This is a genomic window from Bradyrhizobium sp. URHA0013 (genome assembly GCF_000518345.1).
In the GTDB taxonomy this organism is placed as follows: Bacteria; Pseudomonadota; Alphaproteobacteria; order Rhizobiales; family Xanthobacteraceae; genus Bradyrhizobium.
In genome coordinates this window covers 200292-218683 of sequence record NZ_JADK01000009.1, presented here as the reverse complement: position 1 = coordinate 218683, position 18392 = coordinate 200292, and the positions used below count along the sequence as shown (strand labels likewise).

Annotated in this window: 17 protein-coding genes; 11 read left to right on the top strand and 6 right to left on the bottom strand. The window is 64.6% G+C overall.

The genetic code is table 11. From position 1 onward, the window contains the following. Positions 1-63 precede the first annotated feature (63 nt). The 4 genes from N551_RS0115910 to N551_RS0115895 all read left to right on the top strand — a co-directional run bounded on the left by N551_RS0115910 (position 64) and on the right by N551_RS0115895 (position 5158). Positions 64-1569: a M81 family metallopeptidase gene (locus tag N551_RS0115910; RefSeq protein WP_027567766.1), complete on the top strand. Its 1506-nt coding sequence runs from the start codon at positions 64-66 to the stop codon at positions 1567-1569. A gap of 13 nt (positions 1570-1582) precedes the next feature. After that, positions 1583-2755: a M20 aminoacylase family protein gene (locus N551_RS0115905; RefSeq protein ID WP_027567765.1), complete on the top strand. Its 1173-nt coding sequence runs from the start codon at positions 1583-1585 to the stop codon at positions 2753-2755. After that, on the top strand, positions 2748-4169 hold the full coding sequence (locus N551_RS0115900) for an amidase (RefSeq protein WP_027567764.1): 1422 nt from the start codon (positions 2748-2750) through the stop codon (positions 4167-4169). Before N551_RS0115905 ends, N551_RS0115900 begins: the two co-directional genes overlap by 8 nt. A gap of 98 nt (positions 4170-4267) precedes the next feature. Beyond that, complete coding sequence (locus N551_RS0115895; protein WP_027567763.1) at positions 4268-5158, top strand: crotonase/enoyl-CoA hydratase family protein; 891 nt, start codon at positions 4268-4270, stop codon at positions 5156-5158. 105 nt (positions 5159-5263) lie between these two features. Here N551_RS0115895 and N551_RS0115890 read toward each other — a convergent pair whose 3' ends face one another. Further along, complete coding sequence (locus tag N551_RS0115890) at positions 5264-6241, bottom strand: NADPH:quinone oxidoreductase family protein (RefSeq protein ID WP_027567762.1); 978 nt, start codon at positions 6239-6241, stop codon at positions 5264-5266. Next, positions 6241-6849 carry a 2-hydroxychromene-2-carboxylate isomerase gene (locus N551_RS0115885; RefSeq protein ID WP_027567761.1) on the bottom strand — a complete coding sequence of 203 codons (609 nt, stop codon included), beginning with the start codon at positions 6847-6849 and terminating at the stop codon, positions 6241-6243. Before N551_RS0115885 ends, N551_RS0115890 begins: the two co-directional genes overlap by 1 nt. 110 nt (positions 6850-6959) lie before the next feature. Between N551_RS0115885 and N551_RS0115880 the strand changes: the two genes are divergently transcribed. Beyond that, the gene (locus N551_RS0115880; protein ID WP_035961417.1) at positions 6960-7982 is read left to right on the top strand and encodes a methionine synthase; all 1023 of its coding nucleotides are present in this window, start codon (positions 6960-6962) and stop codon (positions 7980-7982) included. Positions 7983-8120: 138 nt separating this feature from the next. Here the strand turns inward: N551_RS0115880 and N551_RS0115875 are convergent, their stop codons facing one another. The 3 genes from N551_RS0115875 to N551_RS0115865 all read right to left on the bottom strand — a co-directional run bounded on the left by N551_RS0115875 (position 8121) and on the right by N551_RS0115865 (position 10147). Continuing rightward, positions 8121-8738, bottom strand: coding sequence for a hypothetical protein (locus N551_RS0115875; RefSeq protein ID WP_027567759.1), 618 nt, complete (start codon positions 8736-8738; stop codon positions 8121-8123). Positions 8739-8845: 107 nt separating this feature from the next. Next, positions 8846-9373, bottom strand: coding sequence for a xanthine phosphoribosyltransferase (gene gpt, locus N551_RS0115870; RefSeq protein ID WP_007602504.1), 528 nt, complete (start codon positions 9371-9373; stop codon positions 8846-8848). A gap of 36 nt (positions 9374-9409) precedes the next feature. After that, on the bottom strand, positions 9410-10147 hold the full coding sequence (locus N551_RS0115865; protein WP_027567758.1) for a molybdopterin-binding protein: 738 nt from the start codon (positions 10145-10147) through the stop codon (positions 9410-9412). A 277-nt stretch (positions 10148-10424) separates the two neighbouring features. Between N551_RS0115865 and N551_RS0115860 the strand changes: the two genes are divergently transcribed. The 5 genes from N551_RS0115860 (at position 10425) to N551_RS0115840 (ending at position 15375) form a co-directional block, all read left to right on the top strand. Continuing rightward, positions 10425-11843, top strand: a complete 1419-nt coding sequence (locus tag N551_RS0115860) for a circularly permuted type 2 ATP-grasp protein (protein ID WP_027518749.1) — start codon at positions 10425-10427, stop codon at positions 11841-11843. 4 nt (positions 11844-11847) lie between these two features. After that, complete coding sequence (locus N551_RS0115855) at positions 11848-12792, top strand: alpha-E domain-containing protein (RefSeq protein WP_027567757.1); 945 nt, start codon at positions 11848-11850, stop codon at positions 12790-12792. 68 nt (positions 12793-12860) lie between these two features. Then, positions 12861-13709 carry a transglutaminase family protein gene (locus N551_RS0115850; RefSeq protein ID WP_027567756.1) on the top strand — a complete coding sequence of 283 codons (849 nt, stop codon included), beginning with the start codon at positions 12861-12863 and terminating at the stop codon, positions 13707-13709. 122 nt (positions 13710-13831) lie between these two features. Further along, positions 13832-14590 (top strand): proteasome-type protease, encoded by a 759-nt coding sequence (locus tag N551_RS0115845; protein WP_027567755.1) that lies wholly within the window; start codon positions 13832-13834, stop codon positions 14588-14590. A 26-nt stretch (positions 14591-14616) separates the two neighbouring features. Continuing rightward, positions 14617-15375 (top strand): SDR family oxidoreductase, encoded by a 759-nt coding sequence (locus N551_RS0115840; RefSeq protein WP_027567754.1) that lies wholly within the window; start codon positions 14617-14619, stop codon positions 15373-15375. 240 nt (positions 15376-15615) lie between these two features. On the opposite strand, the gene N551_RS0115835 is transcribed toward N551_RS0115840, so the two are convergent. After that, positions 15616-16854, bottom strand: a complete 1239-nt coding sequence (locus N551_RS0115835) for an MFS transporter (protein ID WP_035961439.1) — start codon at positions 16852-16854, stop codon at positions 15616-15618. A gap of 157 nt (positions 16855-17011) precedes the next feature. On the opposite strand from N551_RS0115835, the gene N551_RS0115825 reads away from it, so the two are divergent. Next, the gene (locus N551_RS0115825) at positions 17012-18262 is read left to right on the top strand and encodes a NupC/NupG family nucleoside CNT transporter (RefSeq protein WP_027567752.1); all 1251 of its coding nucleotides are present in this window, start codon (positions 17012-17014) and stop codon (positions 18260-18262) included. Positions 18263-18392: the final 130 nt, after the last annotated feature.

Here is an 18392-nt window from a genome sequence, read left to right as displayed (position 1 = left end):
GGCTTGCTCTGGCCGCAAGCACAGGGCTAACGTCGCGCACTTTCAATTGCTGGACTTGAATTGATGACACGTATCGCCGTCGGTGGCTTCCTGCATGAGACCAACACCTTCGCTCCGACGAAGGCGACGTTCGCGGACTTCCAGCACGGCGGCGGCTGGCCGGCGATGACGCAAGGACCTGACGTGCTGAAGGTGATGCGCCGCATCAATGTCGGCCTCGCCGGTTTCGTCGACAGCGCCGAGGCCCTCGGCTGGGAACTCATCCCGACCATCGCTTGCGGCGCCAGCCCCTCGGCGCATGTCACCAGGGACGCCTTCGAGCGTATCGTCAAGACGATGGTCGACGGCATCGCAGCCGCCGGCCCGATCGACGCCGTCTATCTCGATCTGCACGGCGCGATGGTCACGGAACATCTCGACGACGGCGAAGGCGAGATTCTGGCCCGCGTGCGCCGCGTCATCGGCAAGGACGTTCCGCTGGTCGCGAGCCTCGACCTGCACGCCAACGTCACGCCCGAGATGATGGAGCATGCGGACGCGCTGATCGCCTACCGCACCTATCCCCATGTCGACATGGCCGAGACCGGCCGTGCCTCCGCGCGACACCTCGCATTGCTTCTGAAGACAAAGCAGCGTTTCGCAAAGGCCTTCCGGCAATTGCCGTTCCTGATTCCGATCAGCTGGCAGTGCACCAACGACCAGCCGACCAAGGGCATCTACGAAAAGCTTGCCGCGCTGGAGAGCGACGCGGTTCCGACGCTGTCCTTCGCGCCCGGCTTCCCCGCCGCCGATTTCCGTGATTGCGGGCCGAGCGTGTTCGCCTATGGCAAGACCCAAGCCGATGCCGACCGCGCGGCGGATGCGATCGTGAAGCTGATCGAAAGCCACGAGGACGATTTCGACGGCAAGATCTGGTCGCCCGACGACGGCGTCCGCCACGCCATGGAGCTTTCCAAGAGCGCGAGCAAGCCGATCATCATCGCCGACACCCAGGACAATCCCGGCGCCGGCGGCGATTCCGACACCACCGGCATGCTACGCGCGCTGGTACGCAACAAGGCGAGTGCCGCGACCGGCGCGATCTACGATCCGGAATCGGCCAAGGCCGCGCATGCAGCCGGCGTCGGCGCCACCGTGACGCTGTCGCTCGGCGGCAAGTCCGGCATTCCCGGCGACGAGCCATATCGTGAGACCTTCGTCGTCGAAAAACTTTCTGACGGCCGCTTCATCGCGCCCGGTCCCTACTATGGCGGCCGCGAGATGGAGATGGGCCCGTCGGCCTGCCTTCGCATCGGCGACGTCCGCGTCGTCGTCTCCTCGCACAAGGCGCAGCTCGCCGATCAGGCCATGTACCGCTATGTCGGCATCGAGCCGACCGAAGAGAAGATTTTGGTCAACAAGAGTTCGGTGCACTTTCGCGCCGATTTCGAGCCGATCGCAGAAAAGCTGATGATCTGCGCTGCCCCCGGTGCGATGCCGGCTGACACGGCCACGCTGCCATGGACGCGCCTGCGGCCGGGCATCCGCATCAAGCCAAACGGCCCGGTTTTCACTCCCTCCTCACGCTAACTGGACAGAACACATGCCCACGATCGACCGCATCGACGGCTATGCCGACGAACTCACCGCCATCAGGCGCGACCTTCACGCCCATCCGGAAATCGGCTTCGAGGAAGTGCGCACCTCCGGCATCGTCGCCGACAAGCTGAAGAGCTGGGGCATCGAGGTGCATCGCGGTCTCGGTGGCACCGGCGTGATCGGCGTCATCAAGGGCAAGGGTTCGAGCGGCAAGCGCATCGGGCTTCGCGCCGACATGGACGCGCTGCCGATGGAGGAGAACACCAATCTGAAATGGAGCTCCAAAATCCCGGGCCGCTTCCACGGCTGTGGCCATGACGGCCACACCACCATGCTGCTCGGCACCGCGCGCTACCTCGCCGAAACCAAGAACTTCGACGGTACAGTGCACCTGATCTTCCAGCCGGCCGAGGAAGGCCTCGGCGGCGCCCGCGCGATGATCAAGGACGGGCTGTTCGAGAAATTTCCCTGCGACGAGCTCTACGGCCTGCACAACGCGCCCGACCTGAACCATGGCGAGATCGCGATCCTGCCCGGCCCCGCGATGGCCAGCGCCGACTTCTTCGATCTCCGCATCACTGGCTACGGCGCGCATGGCGCGATGCCCGAACGCTCCAAGGACGCTGTGATCATCGCGACCACGCTGGCGCAGGCGATCCAGACCATCGTCAGCCGCAACGTCGAGCCGCTGCAGGCCGCAGTCGTTTCGATCACGCAGATTCACGCCGGTTCCGCGTACAACGTCATCCCCGGCGAGGCGCATCTTTGCGGCACCATCCGCACTTTCTCGAAAGAAGTCCGCACCCTGATCAGCGAACGCATTCGCACGATCTGCGCTGGCATCGCGAGCGCCTATCAGTGCGTGATCGACGTCGACATCCGCGACACGTTCGATGTGCTGGTCAACCAGGTCGAGCAGTCCAAGGTGGTCGAAGACGTCGCGCGCACCATCGTCGACCCCGCCAACGTGATCACCCGCGCCCAGCCGAAGATGGGCAGCGAGGATTTCGCCGACATGCTGCAAACCATTCCGGGCGCCTATTTCTGGGTCGGCCACGACGGCTCGGTGCCCGTGCACAATCCCGGCTTCGTGCTCGACGACAAGATCCTGCCGATCGGTGCCAGCATGTTCGCCCGGATCATCGAGACCCGGATGCCGGTGGGTGCCCATGCATAAAAAGGGTGTCGAAGAGGAAGTCACCTCGCTGCACGATCTCTCCGCGGTCGATCTGATCGCGGGCTATCGCGCCAAGCAGTTCTCGCCAAGCGAGGTGCTGGAAGACGTGCTCGCGCACGTCGCCGCGTGGGAGCCGCACCTCAACGCGCTTTATGCATTCGATCCCGACGGCGCGCGCGAGGCCGCGAAGGCCTCGACCGCACGCTGGTCCGGGGGCGAGCCCTCCGGAGCGCTCGACGGCGTGCCGGTGACGGTGAAGGACAACATCGCGACCAAAGGCGTGCCGGTGCCGCTGGGCGCGGCCAGCGTCAAGCTCGTGCCGGCCGAGAAGGACGCACCACCCGCGGCGCGCCTGCGCGAAGCCGGTGCGATCATCTTCGCCAAGACCACCATGCCCGACTACGGCATGCTGTCCTCGGGGCTGTCCTCTTTCCACGCGCTGGCGCGTAATCCCTGGGACCTCTCCAAAAATCCAGGCGGCTCCAGCGCCGGCGCGGGCGCCGCGGCCGCGGCCGGCTATGGCCCGCTGCATCTCGGGACTGATATCGGCGGCTCGGTCCGCCTGCCTGCGGGCTGGTGTGGCCTCGTCGGACTGAAGCCGAGCTTTGGACGCGTGCCGATCGATCCCGCCTATGTCGGCCGCGTCGCCGGTCCCATGACCCGCACCGTCGACGATTGCGCGCTGATGATGAGCGCGATCGCGAAACCCGATCGGCGCGACGGCACGAGCCTGCCCGCGGAGCCCCTCAACTGGAAGGGGCTGGAGAAATCCCCGCGCAAACTCCGCATCGGATTGATGCTCGATCCCGGCGTTGGCCTGGCGCTGGAGAAACCGGTGCGCGAGGTCGCTGTGAAGGCGGCGAAAGCGTTCGAATCCGCAGGGGCCGTCGTCACCGAAGTCGACGGCATCCTCACGCGCGAGATGCTCGACGGCCTCGACAACTTCTGGCGCGCACGGATGTGGGATGATCTGTCGAAGCTGACGCCCGCCGAACAGGCAAAGGTGCTGCCCTACATTTTCAAATGGGGCGAGTCCGGCGCGAAGCTCTCGGGCGTCGACGTCATCCGTGGTTTCAACCAGACCATGGCAATCCGCGCGGCGGCATCAAAGCTGTTCTGCGAGCTCGACTATGTGATCTCGCCGACCGCGCCGAACGTGAACTATCCGGCGGAGTGGGCCTCGCCGACCAACGATCCCATGAAGCCGTTCGAGCACATCGCCTATACCGTCCCGTGGAATATGTCGGAGAACCCGGCGATCTCCATCAACGGCGGCTTCGACGCCAAGGGTTTTCCCATCGGCGTGCAGATCGTCGGCCGCCGCTTCGACGATATCGGCGTGCTCGGCATGGCCAAGGCTTTTGAGAGCCTGCGCGGGGCGCAGAAGCCCTGGCCGAGCCCGCCGGCGAAGTAGAGCCTGGCCAACAAACGCCCAGTCCGCACAAGACGGACGCTGGCGTTCATGCATGACGTCTCTTAGAGACAGAATTCAGGACAGGGAAGGAAACCACCATGGCGTATGAGACGATCAAATACGATGTCGCCGAGCAGATCCTCACCATCACGCTGAACCGGCCCGACAAGCTCAACGCCTTCAACGCGCAGATGCAAGGAGAGCTGATCGACGCGTTCGACGCAGCCGACAAGGACGACGACGTCCGCGCCATCATCGTCACAGGCGCCGGTCGCGGTTTTTGCGCGGGCGCAGACCTTTCGTCGGGCGCGGATACGTTCGATCGCGACGCCCGGCGCGGGCCAGTGAAGCGCTTTGCCGATGGCAAGGTCGACTACAGCGATTCCCAGGTGCGCGACGGTGGCGGCCAGGTGACATTGCGCATCTTCAAATGCCTCAAGCCTGTGATTGCTGCGGTGAACGGTCCCGCGGTCGGCATCGGCGTCACCATGCAGCTCGCGATGGACATCCGCATCGCCTCCGACGCCGCGCGCTTCGGCTTCGTGTTCTCCCAGCGCGGCATCGTGCCGGAGGCCGCCTCGAGCTGGTTCCTGCCGCGCATCGTCGGCATCTCGCAGGCGCTGGAATGGTGCTATTCGGGCCGCGTCTTCCCGGCGCAGGAAGCCCTCGCCGGACGCCTCGTCAGCAAGGTCGTAGCCCCCGATGATCTGCTGCCGACCGCCCGCGCGCTCGCCAAGGAATTCGCGGCGAAGACGGCACCGGTGTCGGTGGCACTGATCCGCCAGATGATGTGGCGCATGATGGGCGCCGACGATCCGATGGAGGCCCACAAGGTCGACAGCCGTGGCATCTACGCCCGCGGCCGCTCGGACGATGTGAAGGAAGGCGTGGTGTCGTTCCTGGAGAAGCGCCCGGCTCAGTTCAAGAACAAGGTGTCGAGCGACATGCCGGATTATTTCCCGTGGTGGACGGAGCGGGAGTACAAGTAAGGCATCGTAGGGTGGGCAAAGCGAAGCGTGCCCACCATTCTTGTCACGGCTGCCGATAAATGGTGGGCACGGCGCTCACGCGCCTTTGCCCACCCTACGACACCGTCACTCCATCAACAACGCCACGCGCCCGATCGCCTTGCGGTCGAGCAACAGCCGCATCGCCTTCGCAACCTCCTGCAGCGGCAGGCGGTGCGAGACGTTAGGCCGGAGCTTGCACTCTTCGGCCCATTGGAGCAACGCCTTCAGCCTGCTCTCGCCGAGCGCGGGATTTTTCCGTACCGCTTCGCCCGCTCGCACGCCGAGCACGCTGGCACCCTTGATCAGCAGGAGATTGGTTTTCGCCGAGCCGATGCCGCCGGTGAAGCCGATCACCAGCAGCCGTGCGCCCCAGGCGATGCAACGCATCGAATTCTCGAACACTTCGCCGCCGACGGGATCGAACACGACGTCGGCACCGCGACCGTCGGTGATCCGTTTGACGGCATCACGAAACGGCTCGCGGTCGTAGCGCACGAGATGATCGGCGCCCCGCGCCTTGGCGATCGCGAGCTTTTCGTCGCTGGACGCCGTCGCGATCACGGTCGCGCCCAGCATCTTGCCGATCTCGACGGCAGCAAGGCCCACGCCGCCGCCGGCGCCATGCACCAGCAGCACCTCGCCCGGCTCGAGCCGGCCGCGGTCGATCAGCGCGTGATAGGCGGTGCCGTGCCCGGCGAGATAGGTCGCGGCTTCCGCATAGTCGAACGTCGATGGCATCGGTGTGAGCTGCGACGGTGTCACCACGGCTTCATCCGTGAAAGCGCCGTGCCGCATCTTGACGATGACCTTGTCGCCGACGGCGACGCCGCTCGCGCCCGCGCCGACCTCGGTCACGTCGCCGGCTGCCTCCACGCCCGGCGTGAACGGCAGCTCCGGCTTGAGCTGGTATTCGCCGGCCGCCATCAGCACGTCGGGAAAATTCAGGCCGGCGGCACGGATCGCGACGCGCACTTCGTCCGGCTTCAGGTCGCGCGACGGAAACTCTTCAAGCTGCAATTTTTCGGGCGCGCCGAGCGCGCGGCAGACGACAGCCCGCACCATCAGGCCGCGCTCGCCTTGCCGCGCAGCAGCGCCTCGCGGATCAACGGCAGGCGGTCATTGCCGAAATACATGTCGGTCTTGCCGACAAAGATCGTCGGCGAGCCAAAGCCGCCGCGGGCGACGACTTCTTCGGTGTTGGCCTTGAGCTGATCCTTGATCCCCTGCCCCGAAATGCCCGCGAAGAATTTCTGCTCGTCGACGCCCACCTTCCTGCAGAGCTCGGCGAGCACCGCGTCCTGCGAGATGTCCTTGTCCGCGCCCCAATAGGTCTCGAACACCGCCGTGGCGAAAGGCACCGAGTCCTGCCCGAGCCAGATGCAGCCGCGCATCGCTTTCACGCTGTTCACCGGAAATACCGTCGGCGGCATCTTGATCGCGAGACCGGCCGAGCGCGACCAGTCGGCAAGGTCCTTTTTCATGTAGCGCGCCTTCAACGGCACCGGTGTCTCACGCTGCGCATAGACACTTGGGTTGACCGTATTGAAGATGCCGCCCACCAGGATCGGCCGCCAGACGATCTCCGCGCCAACCTCCCTGGCCAGCGGCTGGATGTTGTGGAAGGCGAGATAGGTCCAGGGGCTGGAACAGTCGAAGAAGAATTCGATCATGGCGTTTCCGGTCCGGCGCCGCCGGTTTCAAGGCGACTTTTGTTGTTCTGTACCTCGACGTTAAGACATGGCAGGAAGGGGCGCAATCATAACCCGCCGTGAGGGCCGCCATGCTGTTTCCAACCACGATCGCCGGCTCCTTGCCGAAGCCGGAATGGCTCGCCGAGCCCAACATGCTCTGGGCGCCCTGGAAGTCGCAGGGCGAGGAGCTTGTCCGCGCCAAGCGCGATGCGACGATGCTTGCCGTCAAAGTCCAAGAGGATGCCGGCATCGACATCGTCACCGAGGGCGAGCAGGCCCGGCAGCATTTCGTCCACGGTTTCCTGGAGAAGATCGAGGGCATCGACTTCGCCCACAAGGTCGAGATGGGCATCCGCAAGGATCGCTACAAGGCGATGGTGCCGCAGGTCGTCGCCCCGCTCCGGCTGAAGAGCCGCGTCCACGCCGACGAGGCGCGCGTCGCCCGCGCGCACACGAGGAAGAAGCTCAAGTTCACCCTGCCCGGCCCGATGACCATCATCGACACCATTGCCGATCGCTACTATGGCGACCGCGTCAAGATGGCCTTTGCGTTCGCCGAACTCCTGAACGAGGAAGCCAAGGCGCTGCAGGCCGACGGCGTCGATCTCGTGCAGTTCGACGAGCCCGCGTTCAACGTCTACATGGACGAGGTCAACGACTGGGGCATCAAGGCGCTGGAGCGCGCCGCGCAGGGCCTGACCTGCGCCACCGCCGTGCACATCTGCTACGGCTACGGCATCAAGGCCAACACCGACTGGAAGGAAACGCTCGGCGCGCAATGGCGGCAGTACGAGCAGATCTTTCCCGCGATCGACGCCAGCCCGATCCAGCAGGTCGCGATCGAGTGCCGCAACTCGAAGGTACCGCTCGACCTGCTCGCGCTGCTCAAGTCCAAGATCGTGCAGGCCGGCGTGATCGACGTCGCCAGCGACACGGTCGAGACCGCCGAGGATGTCGTGCAGGTGATCGACGCAGTGTCGAAATTCGTGCCCAAGAGCAACATCATCGCCACCACCAACTGCGGCATGGCGCCGATGCGGCGCGAGATCGCCGAAGCCAAGCTGATGGCGCTCGGGGCCGGTGCCGCGCTGGCACGCGAGAAGCTGGGTTAAGGCTGTGACCGATCCGCTTTCGTTATTGCGACGCTTGCGGCGATCGCGCTGCCGGCGTGCGGTGAGGATCGTTCCGTGCTTCTCAATTGCGAGGCGATGGTGGAGCACGACAGTCGATGAAAACGGTAAGCCGCTGCGCTAGGGGCGTGCGGTCGGATGCAGCACAGGTTGATATCCAGCGATGATCGCGCGCAAGGTGGAAGGCGGCGTCAGCAACAGCGGGTGATCGAGGGCGCTGCTATGCGGGGCGTAGCCCGCGGGTGACCACAGCAGCGTCCTGCCCTGCGCGACGAGGAAGCAATCATCGCCCTGTTGGACCATCGCGCCGTCCGGCAATTCCACGAGCGGCCTCGGCAGCGCATGCAGCCGTTTCTTGCCGCGATCGAGCCGTTCCCGATGCAGTACGGCATCCATCGCCTTGGCGCTGATGCCGCTTGCACTGTTGCCCATCTCCCATGCAACGCGAAAGCGCGTGGCATCATCGCGGCGGCAGAAGAAGCAGGGACGGTGGCCTGCGGCAAAGGCCGTGGCTTCGTCAAGAAAGAACAGCTCGGTCCAGCTCCGTCGCGCCATAACCGGCCGCCGCCAGCCGCGGAATTCACACAGGCAAACGATCCAAGCCGGCGACGACCAGCGCTTTTTCAATAGCGTCTTGGTCGCGGGATCATGGATGATGCCGCGGTTACCGGTGAACAGGCCGCGGTGCGGTGTCGCGATAATCTCGCCGGTCGGCGTGACGCGGTTTTGCAGGGGCATGGTCGCCTCCGCCCGTCATTGCGAGGAGCGAAGCGACGAAGCAATCCAGACTGTTTCCGCGGACACATTTCTGGATTGCTTCGCTGCGCTCGCAATGACGGCGATAATCACGCCGCTCCGTCGCGAAGCGGCGGGTGATAGGACAGCGCGGTGTCCCAGGGGAAGAAGATCCAGGTGTCCTGCGAGACTTCCGTGATGAAGGTATCGACCAGCGGACGTCCCTTCGGCTTGGCGTAGACGGTGGCGAAATGCGCGTCGGGGAGCATCGCGCGCACCAGCTTGCCGGTCTTGCCGGTATCCACGAGGTCGTCGACGATCAAAAGCCCCTTGCCGGTGCCGCCGCCGAGCTTCATCACGTCTTCGGAAATGCCCTTCAGCACTTTGAGGTCGCCCTGCTTGTCGTGGTCGTAGCTGGCGATGCAGACCGTATCGATCACGCGCACGCCAAGCTCGCGCGCCACGATAGCGGCCGGCACAAGGCCGCCGCGGGTGATCGCGATCACCGCATGAAACGGACCAACCTCATTGAGCCGCCAGGTCAGTGCCCGGCAATCTCGGTGGAACTGGTCCCACGAGACCGGAAAGGGGCGGCCCGCCCGTTCCTCCGCACTTAATTCCGGTGCTTCACCAGCCATCGTCGTCTCCTGCTTCGTCTGCCGGCAGCTAGGTTGCTAGCGGGTGATGTTCAATCCCGCCAGCATTTCCTTCACCGCCGCCATTGCGGCTGCGAGCTTGTCCGCATCGCGCGAGCGCACCACCAGATTGGTGTTCGGCTTCTGCTCTTCATCCATGAAGGGATAGCTGCCGATGATGGTGTCGGGATGTTGGGCGGCAATCGCCCGCAGCGGGCTGCCGATGTCACCTTCCCGCGCATTGGCGCGGACCGATTCGGAGAGCATGCGCACGCCCGATTTCAGCTTGGGCGAGACGATGTCCATCATCGCCTGCATGATCGAGGGCACGCCCGCCATCACGATGACATTGCCGATCTTGAACCCGGGGGCGAGGATGGTGGCGCTCTGGATCAGCTCGGCACCATCGGGAATGCGGGCCATGCGCAGGCGGGCCTCGTTGAGGTCCTGCTCGCTCCAGCGCTCGCGGAAACGGGCGACCACCTCCGGATGATGGTCGATCCCGACGCCGAACGCCTTGGCGACGCTATCAGCGGTGATGTCGTCATGGGTCGGCCCGATGCCACCGGTGGTGAAGACATAGGTGTAGCGATGCCGCAGTGCATCCAACGCGGCAATGATGTCGGGCTCGTCGTCGGAGACGACCCGGACCTCCTTCAGGTCGATGCCGATATTGGTCAGGTATTCGGCGATGAAGCCGATGTTCTTGTCCTTGGTCCGGCCGGACAGGATTTCGTCCCCAATGACCAGAATACCCGCCGTGACGATCTCGCTCATACCTCAAGTCCCTCACCTATCGGCCCGACTTTGCCGAGGTAACGCGTTGAAGTCACGCGCTTTTGCTGCCGAAATAAGCAGTCCTCAGCCATTTTTTCAGGCAAGCCGCCGGCCGTCCCCGGCAAATGTCCTCTCCCCATGCTTATCGCGCTGGCCCGGCCCTTGCTACCGCATGAAAGTCATGCACTCTTGCCGCATGGCCAGGACGTTGCGGTCTTCACCAAGGCCTCGCGGCCTGTCGAATGGCGCAACGCCTTGCGAAGACAAGTCGGGATCTATGGCAGTCGCGTTTGATGAAATGAACATTCCCGGTGGGGACCTTCGCCCCGCCTATCAGGAGCTGGCGCGCTGGCTCAAGGAGACGCCTCCCGAGGCGCTCGAATATCGCCGCCAGGAGGCCGAGCTCCTGTTCCGCCGTATCGGCATTACCTTCGCGGTCTACGGGGACTCCGAGTCCACGGAGCGCCTGATCCCCTTCGACGTGATCCCGCGGATCATGTCCGGCAAGGAATGGTCGCTGCTGGAGAAGGGCCTGAAGCAGCGCGTGCGCGCGCTCAACATGTTCCTGCGCGACATCTATCACGGCCGCGACATCCTCCGCGCCGAGATCGTGCCCGACGACCTCATCTTTCAGAACCCGGTCTTCCGCCCGGAGATGAACGGTCAGCAGGTGCCGCACGACGTCTACGTGCACATCGCCGGCATTGACATCGTCCGGGTCGATGCCGAGGACTTCATCGTGCTGGAGGACAATGCACGCACGCCCTCGGGCGTGTCCTACATGCTGGAAAACCGCGAGATCATGATGCGGCTGTTTCCGGACCTGTTCGCCCGCCACAGGGTGGCGCCGGTCGAACGCTATCCGGACGAGCTGCTATCCGCCCTGCGCTCGGTGGCGCCGCAAAGCGCCTCCGGCGAGCCGACCGTCGCGCTGCTCACGCCGGGCGTCTACAACTCGGCCTATTACGAGCACTCCTTCCTCGCTGACAAGCTCGGTATCGAGCTGGTCGAGGGCCGCGACCTCATCGTCAAGAACAACGAAGTGTTCATGCGGACGACCGAGGGCGTGAAACGGGTCGACGTGATCTACCGCCGCGTCGACGACGACTACCTCGATCCCCTCACCTTCCGGCCCGACTCCGCGCTCGGGGTGCCCGGGCTGATGTCGGCCTATGCGGCCGGCAACATCACGCTCGCCAACGCCGTCGGCACCGGCATCGCCGACGACAAGGCGATCTACTCCTACATGCCGGACATCGTAAAATTCTACCTCGGCGAGGAGCCGATCCTGAAGAACGTGCAGACCTGGCGCTGCCGCGAGCCGAAGGACCTCGCCTATGTGCTGGACCATCTGAGCGAACTCGTCGTGAAGGAGGTGCACGGCTCGGGCGGCTACGGCATGCTGATTGGTCCTGCCGCGACCAAGGCGACGATCGAAGCCTTCCGCGAAAAGCTCAAGCGCGAGCCCGAAGGCTTCATTGCGCAGCCGACGCTGGCGCTCTCGACCTGCCCGACCTGCACGGCATCCGGCCTTGCGCCGCGCCACGTCGACCTGCGGCCGTTCGTGCTCACCGGCAGCAAGAGCACCACGATCGTGCCCGGCGGGTTGACACGCGTTGCCCTGAAGGAAGGCTCCCTGGTGGTGAATTCGAGCCAGGGCGGCGGTACCAAAGATACCTGGATCCTGGACGAGTAGAGAGATGCTGTCGCGTACCGCCGAAAACCTCTATTGGCTCGCCCGTTACGTCGAACGGGCCGAGTATCTCGCGCGCACCATCGATGCGACGCTGCGCGTGACCGCGCTTCCCGCCGCCTATATCGGCAAGACCAACGAATGGGACTCGGCGCTTTTGACTGCCGGCGTCGCCGCAAGCTTCTATCAGCAGTACGAAGAAGCCAACGAGCACAACGTCGTCGATTATCTCTCGTTCTCGGCGGACAATCCGTCGTCGATCAGGAATTGCATCGAGGCGGCGCGGCTGAATTCGCGCTCGGTGCGCACAGCGCTGACGAGCGAGATGTGGGACACCATCAACTCGGCCTGGATCGAATTGCAGGAGGTCTGGAGCAGAGGGACCTCCACGCGCGAGGATCTCGCAAAGTTCCTGCGCTTCGTGCAGGAAACCTCGCTGCGCTTCGACGGCTCGGCCTACCGGACCATGTTGCGCAACGACGCGTACTGGTTCTCGCGGATGGGCCTGCATCTCGAACGCGCCGACAACACCGCGCGCATTCTCGACGTGAAATACCATGTGCTGCTGCCCGAGGAGGAGCATGTCGGCGGCCCGCTCGATTTCTACCAGTGGACCTCGATCCTGCGCTCGGTTTCGGCACTGACGGCCTATCACTGGGTCTATCGCGAAACACTGAAGCCCTGGCTGATCGCGGATTTGCTCATCCTCAACGATTCGCTGCCGCGTTCGCTCGCAAGCTGCTACGGCAATCTGGTGCGCAATCTCGATCAGATCGGGGTCGCCTATGGCCGCCAGGGCCCGGCCCAGCGCCATGCCCGCGGCATCCGCAACCGGCTGGAACACAGCAATATGAACGACATTTTCCAGCATGGCGTGCATGAATTCATTCAGGAATTCATCTCGGACAATTCCAGACTGGGCGAAATCATCACGAAGCAGTATTTGATCTGATACTGCTGTCATTCCGGGAACGCCCGCAGGGCTAGCCCGGATCGATGACGCGACAACAACGGTTCACCATGCGCCTGCGAATCCTGCACACCACGACCTATCGCTACGAGCCGCAGGCCACGAGCGTGATCCAGATCCTGCGCATGACGCCCGGCAGCCATGACGGGCAATATGTGGCGGAGTGGCAGATCGACGTGTCGACCGACACCAAGCTCGACACCCACGAGGATGCGTTCGGCAACGTCACCCATGTCCTGTCCTGCGGACCCGTCGGCGACATCAAGATCACCGCCGAGGGCCTGATCGAGACCCACGACACCGGCGGCGTTCTCCGCGGCGCCGATGAGCGCTTTCCGGCCGGCATGTTCTTGCGCGCCACCGACCTCACCACGGTCAATCCGGCGATGCATGCGGTCGCGCGCCAGCTGCGCAGCGAGGCCGAGAGCGACACGCTCGGCTTCCTGCACACGCTGATGACGCAAATCAGCGATCACATGACGTTCGACGAGGACCCGACCAACAGCGGCACGTCGGCGGCGGAAGCGTTCACGCTCAAGCGCGGCGTCTGCCAGGACTACGCGCACATCTTCATCGCCTGCGCCCGCAGCGGCGGCGTGCCGGCGCGCTTCGTCTCCGGCCATTTCCTGCGCTCCGACGGCACGGTGCATCAGGACGCGGGCCATGCCTGGGCGGAGGCCTATGTCGACGGTCTCGGCTGGGTCGGCTTCGATCCCGCCAACAGCATCTGCGCCACCGACGCCCATGTCCGCGTCGCGATCGGGCTCGATTATCTCGGCGCAGCCCCCGTGCGCGGCACCCGCTATGGCGGCGGCGCGGAGACGCTGTCGGTGACGGTCAAGGTCGAGCAGGCCGGCCGCGGCGGCCAGTCGCAATCGCAGTCCCAGCGGCAGAACTGAACCGCGCCAAGCAAGCCCCTCGCCCGCGCACAGCTCCACCCTGCCGCCCCTCGGCAATCGGGGGTTGGAGCGGCCCTTGAAATTGGCTAGTAATTCCGCGCAAACGCGTTCGGGGACTGGAAATGACCTATTGTTGCGGAATTCTGGTTCGGGACGGTCTGGTGATGATCGCCGACACCCGCACCAATGCCGGCCTCGACAACGTCTCGACCTTCCGCAAGCTTCACATCTTCTCCAAGCCCGGCGACCGCATCATGGCGATCGCCAGCGCCGGCAACCTCGCGATCAGCCAATCGGTGCTCTCGACGCTGACCGAGGGCCTCGAAGACCCCAACACGGGTGAGATCGAGACGCTGATGAACGCGCCGACCATGTTCCAGGCCGCGCAGCGCATCGGCCGGGCGATCCGGGCCGTGCACGCGACCGAAGGGCCGGCGCTCAAATCAGAGGACGTGTCGTTCGACGTGTCCTTCCTGTTCGGCGGCCAGATCAACGGCGCGCGCATGCGCCTGTTCATGGTCTACACCGCCGGCAATTTCATCGAATGCACCACCGACACGCCCTATTTGCAGATCGGCGAGCACAAATACGGCAAGCCGGTGCTCGACCGCGCCATGCATTACGACGTCGAACTCTACGAGGCGCTGAAGACCGGGCTGATCTCGATGGATTCGACCATGCGCTCGAATCTCGGCGTCGGCCTGCCGATCGACGTGCTGGTGGTGCGCGCCGACGCCTGCGAGGCCGATCTCAATCACCGCATCGAGGCGGGCGAACCCTATTTCCACGATTTGCGCTCGCGCTGGTCGGCGGCCTTGCGCGCCGCGCATCAGAACATTCCGCGGCCGCCCTACAAGAACGAAAAAGAATCCAAAACCTGACAGCTCAAGAGAAAAGGCAGGAAACGATGAGTGAAGCGAAAAAGATCGCAGTGGTGACGGGCGCCGGCACCGGAGTCGGGCGCGCTGCGTCATTGGCCCTGATGAACACAGGCTTCACCGTGGTGCTGGTCGGGCGCCGGCCCGACATGCTCGAGGAGACGGCCAAGCTCGGCCCCGCGGGGAAAAGCCTCTGCGTCACCGCCGACATGACCAAGCCGGACTCGATTGCCGCGCTGTTTGACAAGGTCAAGGCCACCTACGGCCGGCTCGACGTGCTCTTCAACAATGCCGGCATGGGCGCACCGCCAGTGAACTTCGAAGATCTCAGCCTTGAGCAGTGGCAGGCGGTGGTGAACACCAACCTCACCGGCCCGTTCCTGTGTACCCAGCACGCCTTCCGCATCATGAAGGATCAGACCCCGCGCGGCGGCCGCATCATCAACAACGGCTCGATCTCGGCGCATGCGCCGCGGCCGTTCTCGGCCGCCTATACCTCGACCAAGCACGCCATCACCGGCCTCACCAAGGCCTCCAACCTCGATGGCCGCATGTATGATATCGCGGTCGGCCAGGTCGACATCGGCAACGCCGCAACGCCCATGACCGACCGCATGGTCAACGGCCCGGGCGTGCTGCAGCCCGACGGCACGTCGAAGCAGGAGCCGCGCATGGATGCGAAAGCGGTCGGCGATGCCGTTGCCTACATGGCCGGCCTGCCGCTCGACGCCAACGTGCTGACCATGACCGTCATGGCAACCAAGATGCCGTTCGTGGGACGGGGCTGAATAAAAAACGCGAAAACAACCCCATGCACAGTAGGCGGCATGGGGTCTGCAGCCTCGCTCCGCAAGCGGACGTGAAGTCGGCTAAATCTCCGCACTGCTTCAACAATTGTCATTGCGAGCGCAGCGAAGCAATCCAGACTACCACCGCGGCAAGATTCTGGATTGCTTCGTCGCACCAGCGCAAAATTGCTTCGCAATTTTGTCGCGGGCTCCTCGCAATGACGGGGAGAGAGCGAGCTCCTACTCCAAGCTTTCCACCTGCCGCAGGCTCGGAAACAGCTTCATCCACAGCAGCGCCACCGCGACCGTGCAGACCCCGCCCAGCACGGCTGCGGGCATGGCGCCAAACAATGCGGCGGCGACCCCGCTCTCGAACTGGCCGAGCTGGTTCGAGGCGTTGATGAAGAGGAAGTTCACCGCACCGACCCGGCCGCGCATCTCGTCGGGGGTCGCGAGCTGCACCAGCGAGAAGCGGATCACGACGCTGATCGTATCGGCCGCGCCGAGAACGGCGAGCGCGAGCACCGACAGCCACATCCAGGACGACAAAGCGAACACGATTGTTGCGACGCCGAACACGATCACGGCCTGAAACATGCGCAGGCCCACATGCCGCGAAATCGCGTGACGAGCCAGCACCATTGTCATCAGCAGCGCGCCGACCGCCGGCGCGGCGCGCAGGATCCCGAGCCCCATCGGACCGGTCTGGAGGATGTCGCGGGCATAGATCGGCAGAAGCGCGGTGACGCCGCCGAACAGCACCGCGAACAGATCGAGCGAGATGGTGCCGAGGATCGCCGGATTGCTGCGGATGAAGCGGACGCCGGCGAAGATATTGTCGGCGCCCGCGATATCCTTGGCGATCGCCTGCGGGCGCGGCCGGATGAAGCCGGTCAGGATCATCCCGAAGATCCAGAACAGAACCATCACCGCGTAGGCGAGATGCGGCGCAACCGCGTAGGCAAAACCGCCGAGCGCCGGCCCCGTAATAGTCGCGACCTGCGCCGCTCCGCTGGAGACGGCGGTGGCGCGCTGGAGCGAGCCCTGCGGCGCGATCGCCGGCAGCAGCGCAGCAGTGGTCGGACTTTCGAAGGCCCCGGCAATGCCCAGCACGAAGGTCGCCACGAAAATCTGAACTTCGCTGACCAGGCCGAGATAGGTGATGACGCCGAGATAGAGCGCGGTCGCGGCTTCCACGAGCTGGCAGAGCTGGACCACGCGCTTGCGCTCGTAGCGGTCGGCGGCATGGCCGGCGACGAACACCAACAGCGCCGTGGGCAGGAATTGCACGAGGCCGACCATGCCGAGGTCGAAGGCCGAGCCGGTGAGATCGTAGATCTGCCAGCCGATCGCGACCGCCGCAATCTGGCTGGAGAAACGCGACAGGCTGCGCGAGAGCAGAAAGAACAGGAAGGCGCGATGGGAGAGGAGCGCGCGGGCACTGACCGGCGGGTTTCCCGATATTGGCTGGTCTGGCATCGCCTGTTCGGTCACCCTCGGACTATCCGGCTCCTGATGTCGACGTGCTCCGCGTGGCTGACGCGGACCTGCTTGTCAACAGCGGGACGCTCCGACAATCTCCGGCATTGCGTTTGCAACGCAGGGGTGGCCATAATCATCGGGGTTTGGGGACATCATGCTGCGGCTGCAATCGGCACTCGGCGTTTTCGCATTGCTGTTGATCGCCTTGGTCCTAAGCGAGAACCGCCGCGCGGCCTCGCTGCGCCAGGCGGCGATCGGCCTCGTCGCCACCTTCGTCACCGCGATCGTTCTCCTGAAGGTGCCTGTCGTCGCGCGCGCCTTCGGTGCTATCAACGACGCCGTGGGCGCGATCTCGGCGGCCTCGCGCGCCGGCTCCTCTTTCGTGTTCGGCTATGTCGGCGGCGGTCCCCTGCCCTTCGATCTGAAAGCACCGGGTGCCGATTTCGTCCTGGCATTCCAGGCGCTGCCGATCGTGCTGGTCATGAGCGTGCTGACGACGCTCTTGTTCTATTGGCGCATGCTGCCGCCGGTCGTGCGCGGCATGGCCTGGCTGCTGGAGCGGACGCTCGGCGTCGGCGGCGCAGTCGGGCTCTCGACCGCCGCCAACATCTTTCTCGGCATGGTCGAGGCGCCGCTGTTCGTGCGGCCTTATCTCGCGCAGATGACCCGCAGCGAGTTGTTCCTGGTGATGACCGGCGGCATGGCCGGCATCGCCGGCACGGTGCTGGTGCTGTATGCGACGCTGCTTGCTCCCCTCATTCCCGACGCAGCCGCGCATTTCGTCATCGCGTCGGTGCTGGGCGCGCCGGCCGCGATCCTGGTCAGCCTAATCATGGTGCCGGAGACATCCGACAAGCGCACCGGCGGCGCACTGGAAGATCCCGAGACGGAAGTCTCCGGCACGATGGACGCGATCGTGAAAGGGACCGGCGCGGGGATCGAGCTGCTGATCAACATCGTCGCGATGTTGCTGGTGCTGGTGGCGCTGGTCTATCTCGTCAATGCGATCCTCGGCCTGCTGCCTGATATCGGCGGCGCCGCGATCTCGTTGCAGCGCCTGCTCGGCCTCGTGATGGCGCCGGTGTGCTGGCTGATGGGATTGCCGTGGGACCAGGCGATCACCGCCGGTAGCCTGATGGGCACGAAAACCGTCCTGAACGAGTTGATCGCCTATGTCGACTTCTCGAAGCTGCCGCCCGGCACGCTCGATCCGCGCTCGCGCCTGATCATGCTCTATGCGATGTGCGGCTTCGCCAATTTCGCCAGCCTCGGCATCATGATCGGCGGGCTCGGCGTGATGGCGCCGGAACGGCGCGAGGAAATCAACGCGCTCGGGCTGAAGTCGATCGTGTCGGGGACGCTGACAACGTGTCTGATGGGAGCGGTGGTGGGTGTGCTGGCCTAGGCTCTCTCCGCTCGTCATTGCGAGCGCAGCGAAGCAATCCAGAAATGCATCTTTGGAAACAGTCTGGATTGCTTCGTCGCAAGGGCTCCTCGCAATGACGGCGGAGAGAGTCGAGCGCCTAAGCCTTGGA

What these genes read in the sequence shown, in the direction of transcription:
- N551_RS0115910 (WP_027567766.1), top strand. Translation starts at nt 64, where the DNA reads ATGACACGTATCGCCGTCGGTGGCTTCCTGCATGAGACCAACACCTTC.
- N551_RS0115905 (WP_027567765.1), top strand. Translation starts at nt 1,583, where the DNA reads ATGCCCACGATCGACCGCATCGACGGCTATGCCGACGAACTCACCGCC.
- N551_RS0115900 (WP_027567764.1), top strand. Translation starts at nt 2,748, where the DNA reads ATGCATAAAAAGGGTGTCGAAGAGGAAGTCACCTCGCTGCACGATCTC.
- N551_RS0115895 (WP_027567763.1), top strand. Translation starts at nt 4,268, where the DNA reads ATGGCGTATGAGACGATCAAATACGATGTCGCCGAGCAGATCCTCACC.
- N551_RS0115890 (WP_027567762.1), bottom strand. Translation starts at nt 6,241, where the DNA reads ATGGTGCGGGCTGTCGTCTGCCGCGCGCTCGGCGCGCCCGAAAAATTG.
- N551_RS0115885 (WP_027567761.1), bottom strand. Translation starts at nt 6,849, where the DNA reads ATGATCGAATTCTTCTTCGACTGTTCCAGCCCCTGGACCTATCTCGCC.
- N551_RS0115880 (WP_035961417.1), top strand. Translation starts at nt 6,960, where the DNA reads ATGCTGTTTCCAACCACGATCGCCGGCTCCTTGCCGAAGCCGGAATGG.
- N551_RS0115875 (WP_027567759.1), bottom strand. Translation starts at nt 8,738, where the DNA reads ATGCCCCTGCAAAACCGCGTCACGCCGACCGGCGAGATTATCGCGACA.
- gpt (WP_007602504.1), bottom strand. Translation starts at nt 9,373, where the DNA reads ATGGCTGGTGAAGCACCGGAATTAAGTGCGGAGGAACGGGCGGGCCGC.
- N551_RS0115865 (WP_027567758.1), bottom strand. Translation starts at nt 10,147, where the DNA reads ATGAGCGAGATCGTCACGGCGGGTATTCTGGTCATTGGGGACGAAATC.
- N551_RS0115860 (WP_027518749.1), top strand. Translation starts at nt 10,425, where the DNA reads ATGGCAGTCGCGTTTGATGAAATGAACATTCCCGGTGGGGACCTTCGC.
- N551_RS0115855 (WP_027567757.1), top strand. Translation starts at nt 11,848, where the DNA reads ATGCTGTCGCGTACCGCCGAAAACCTCTATTGGCTCGCCCGTTACGTC.
- N551_RS0115850 (WP_027567756.1), top strand. Translation starts at nt 12,861, where the DNA reads ATGCGCCTGCGAATCCTGCACACCACGACCTATCGCTACGAGCCGCAG.
- N551_RS0115845 (WP_027567755.1), top strand. Translation starts at nt 13,832, where the DNA reads ATGACCTATTGTTGCGGAATTCTGGTTCGGGACGGTCTGGTGATGATC.
- N551_RS0115840 (WP_027567754.1), top strand. Translation starts at nt 14,617, where the DNA reads ATGAGTGAAGCGAAAAAGATCGCAGTGGTGACGGGCGCCGGCACCGGA.
- N551_RS0115835 (WP_035961439.1), bottom strand. Translation starts at nt 16,854, where the DNA reads ATGCCAGACCAGCCAATATCGGGAAACCCGCCGGTCAGTGCCCGCGCG.
- N551_RS0115825 (WP_027567752.1), top strand. Translation starts at nt 17,012, where the DNA reads ATGCTGCGGCTGCAATCGGCACTCGGCGTTTTCGCATTGCTGTTGATC.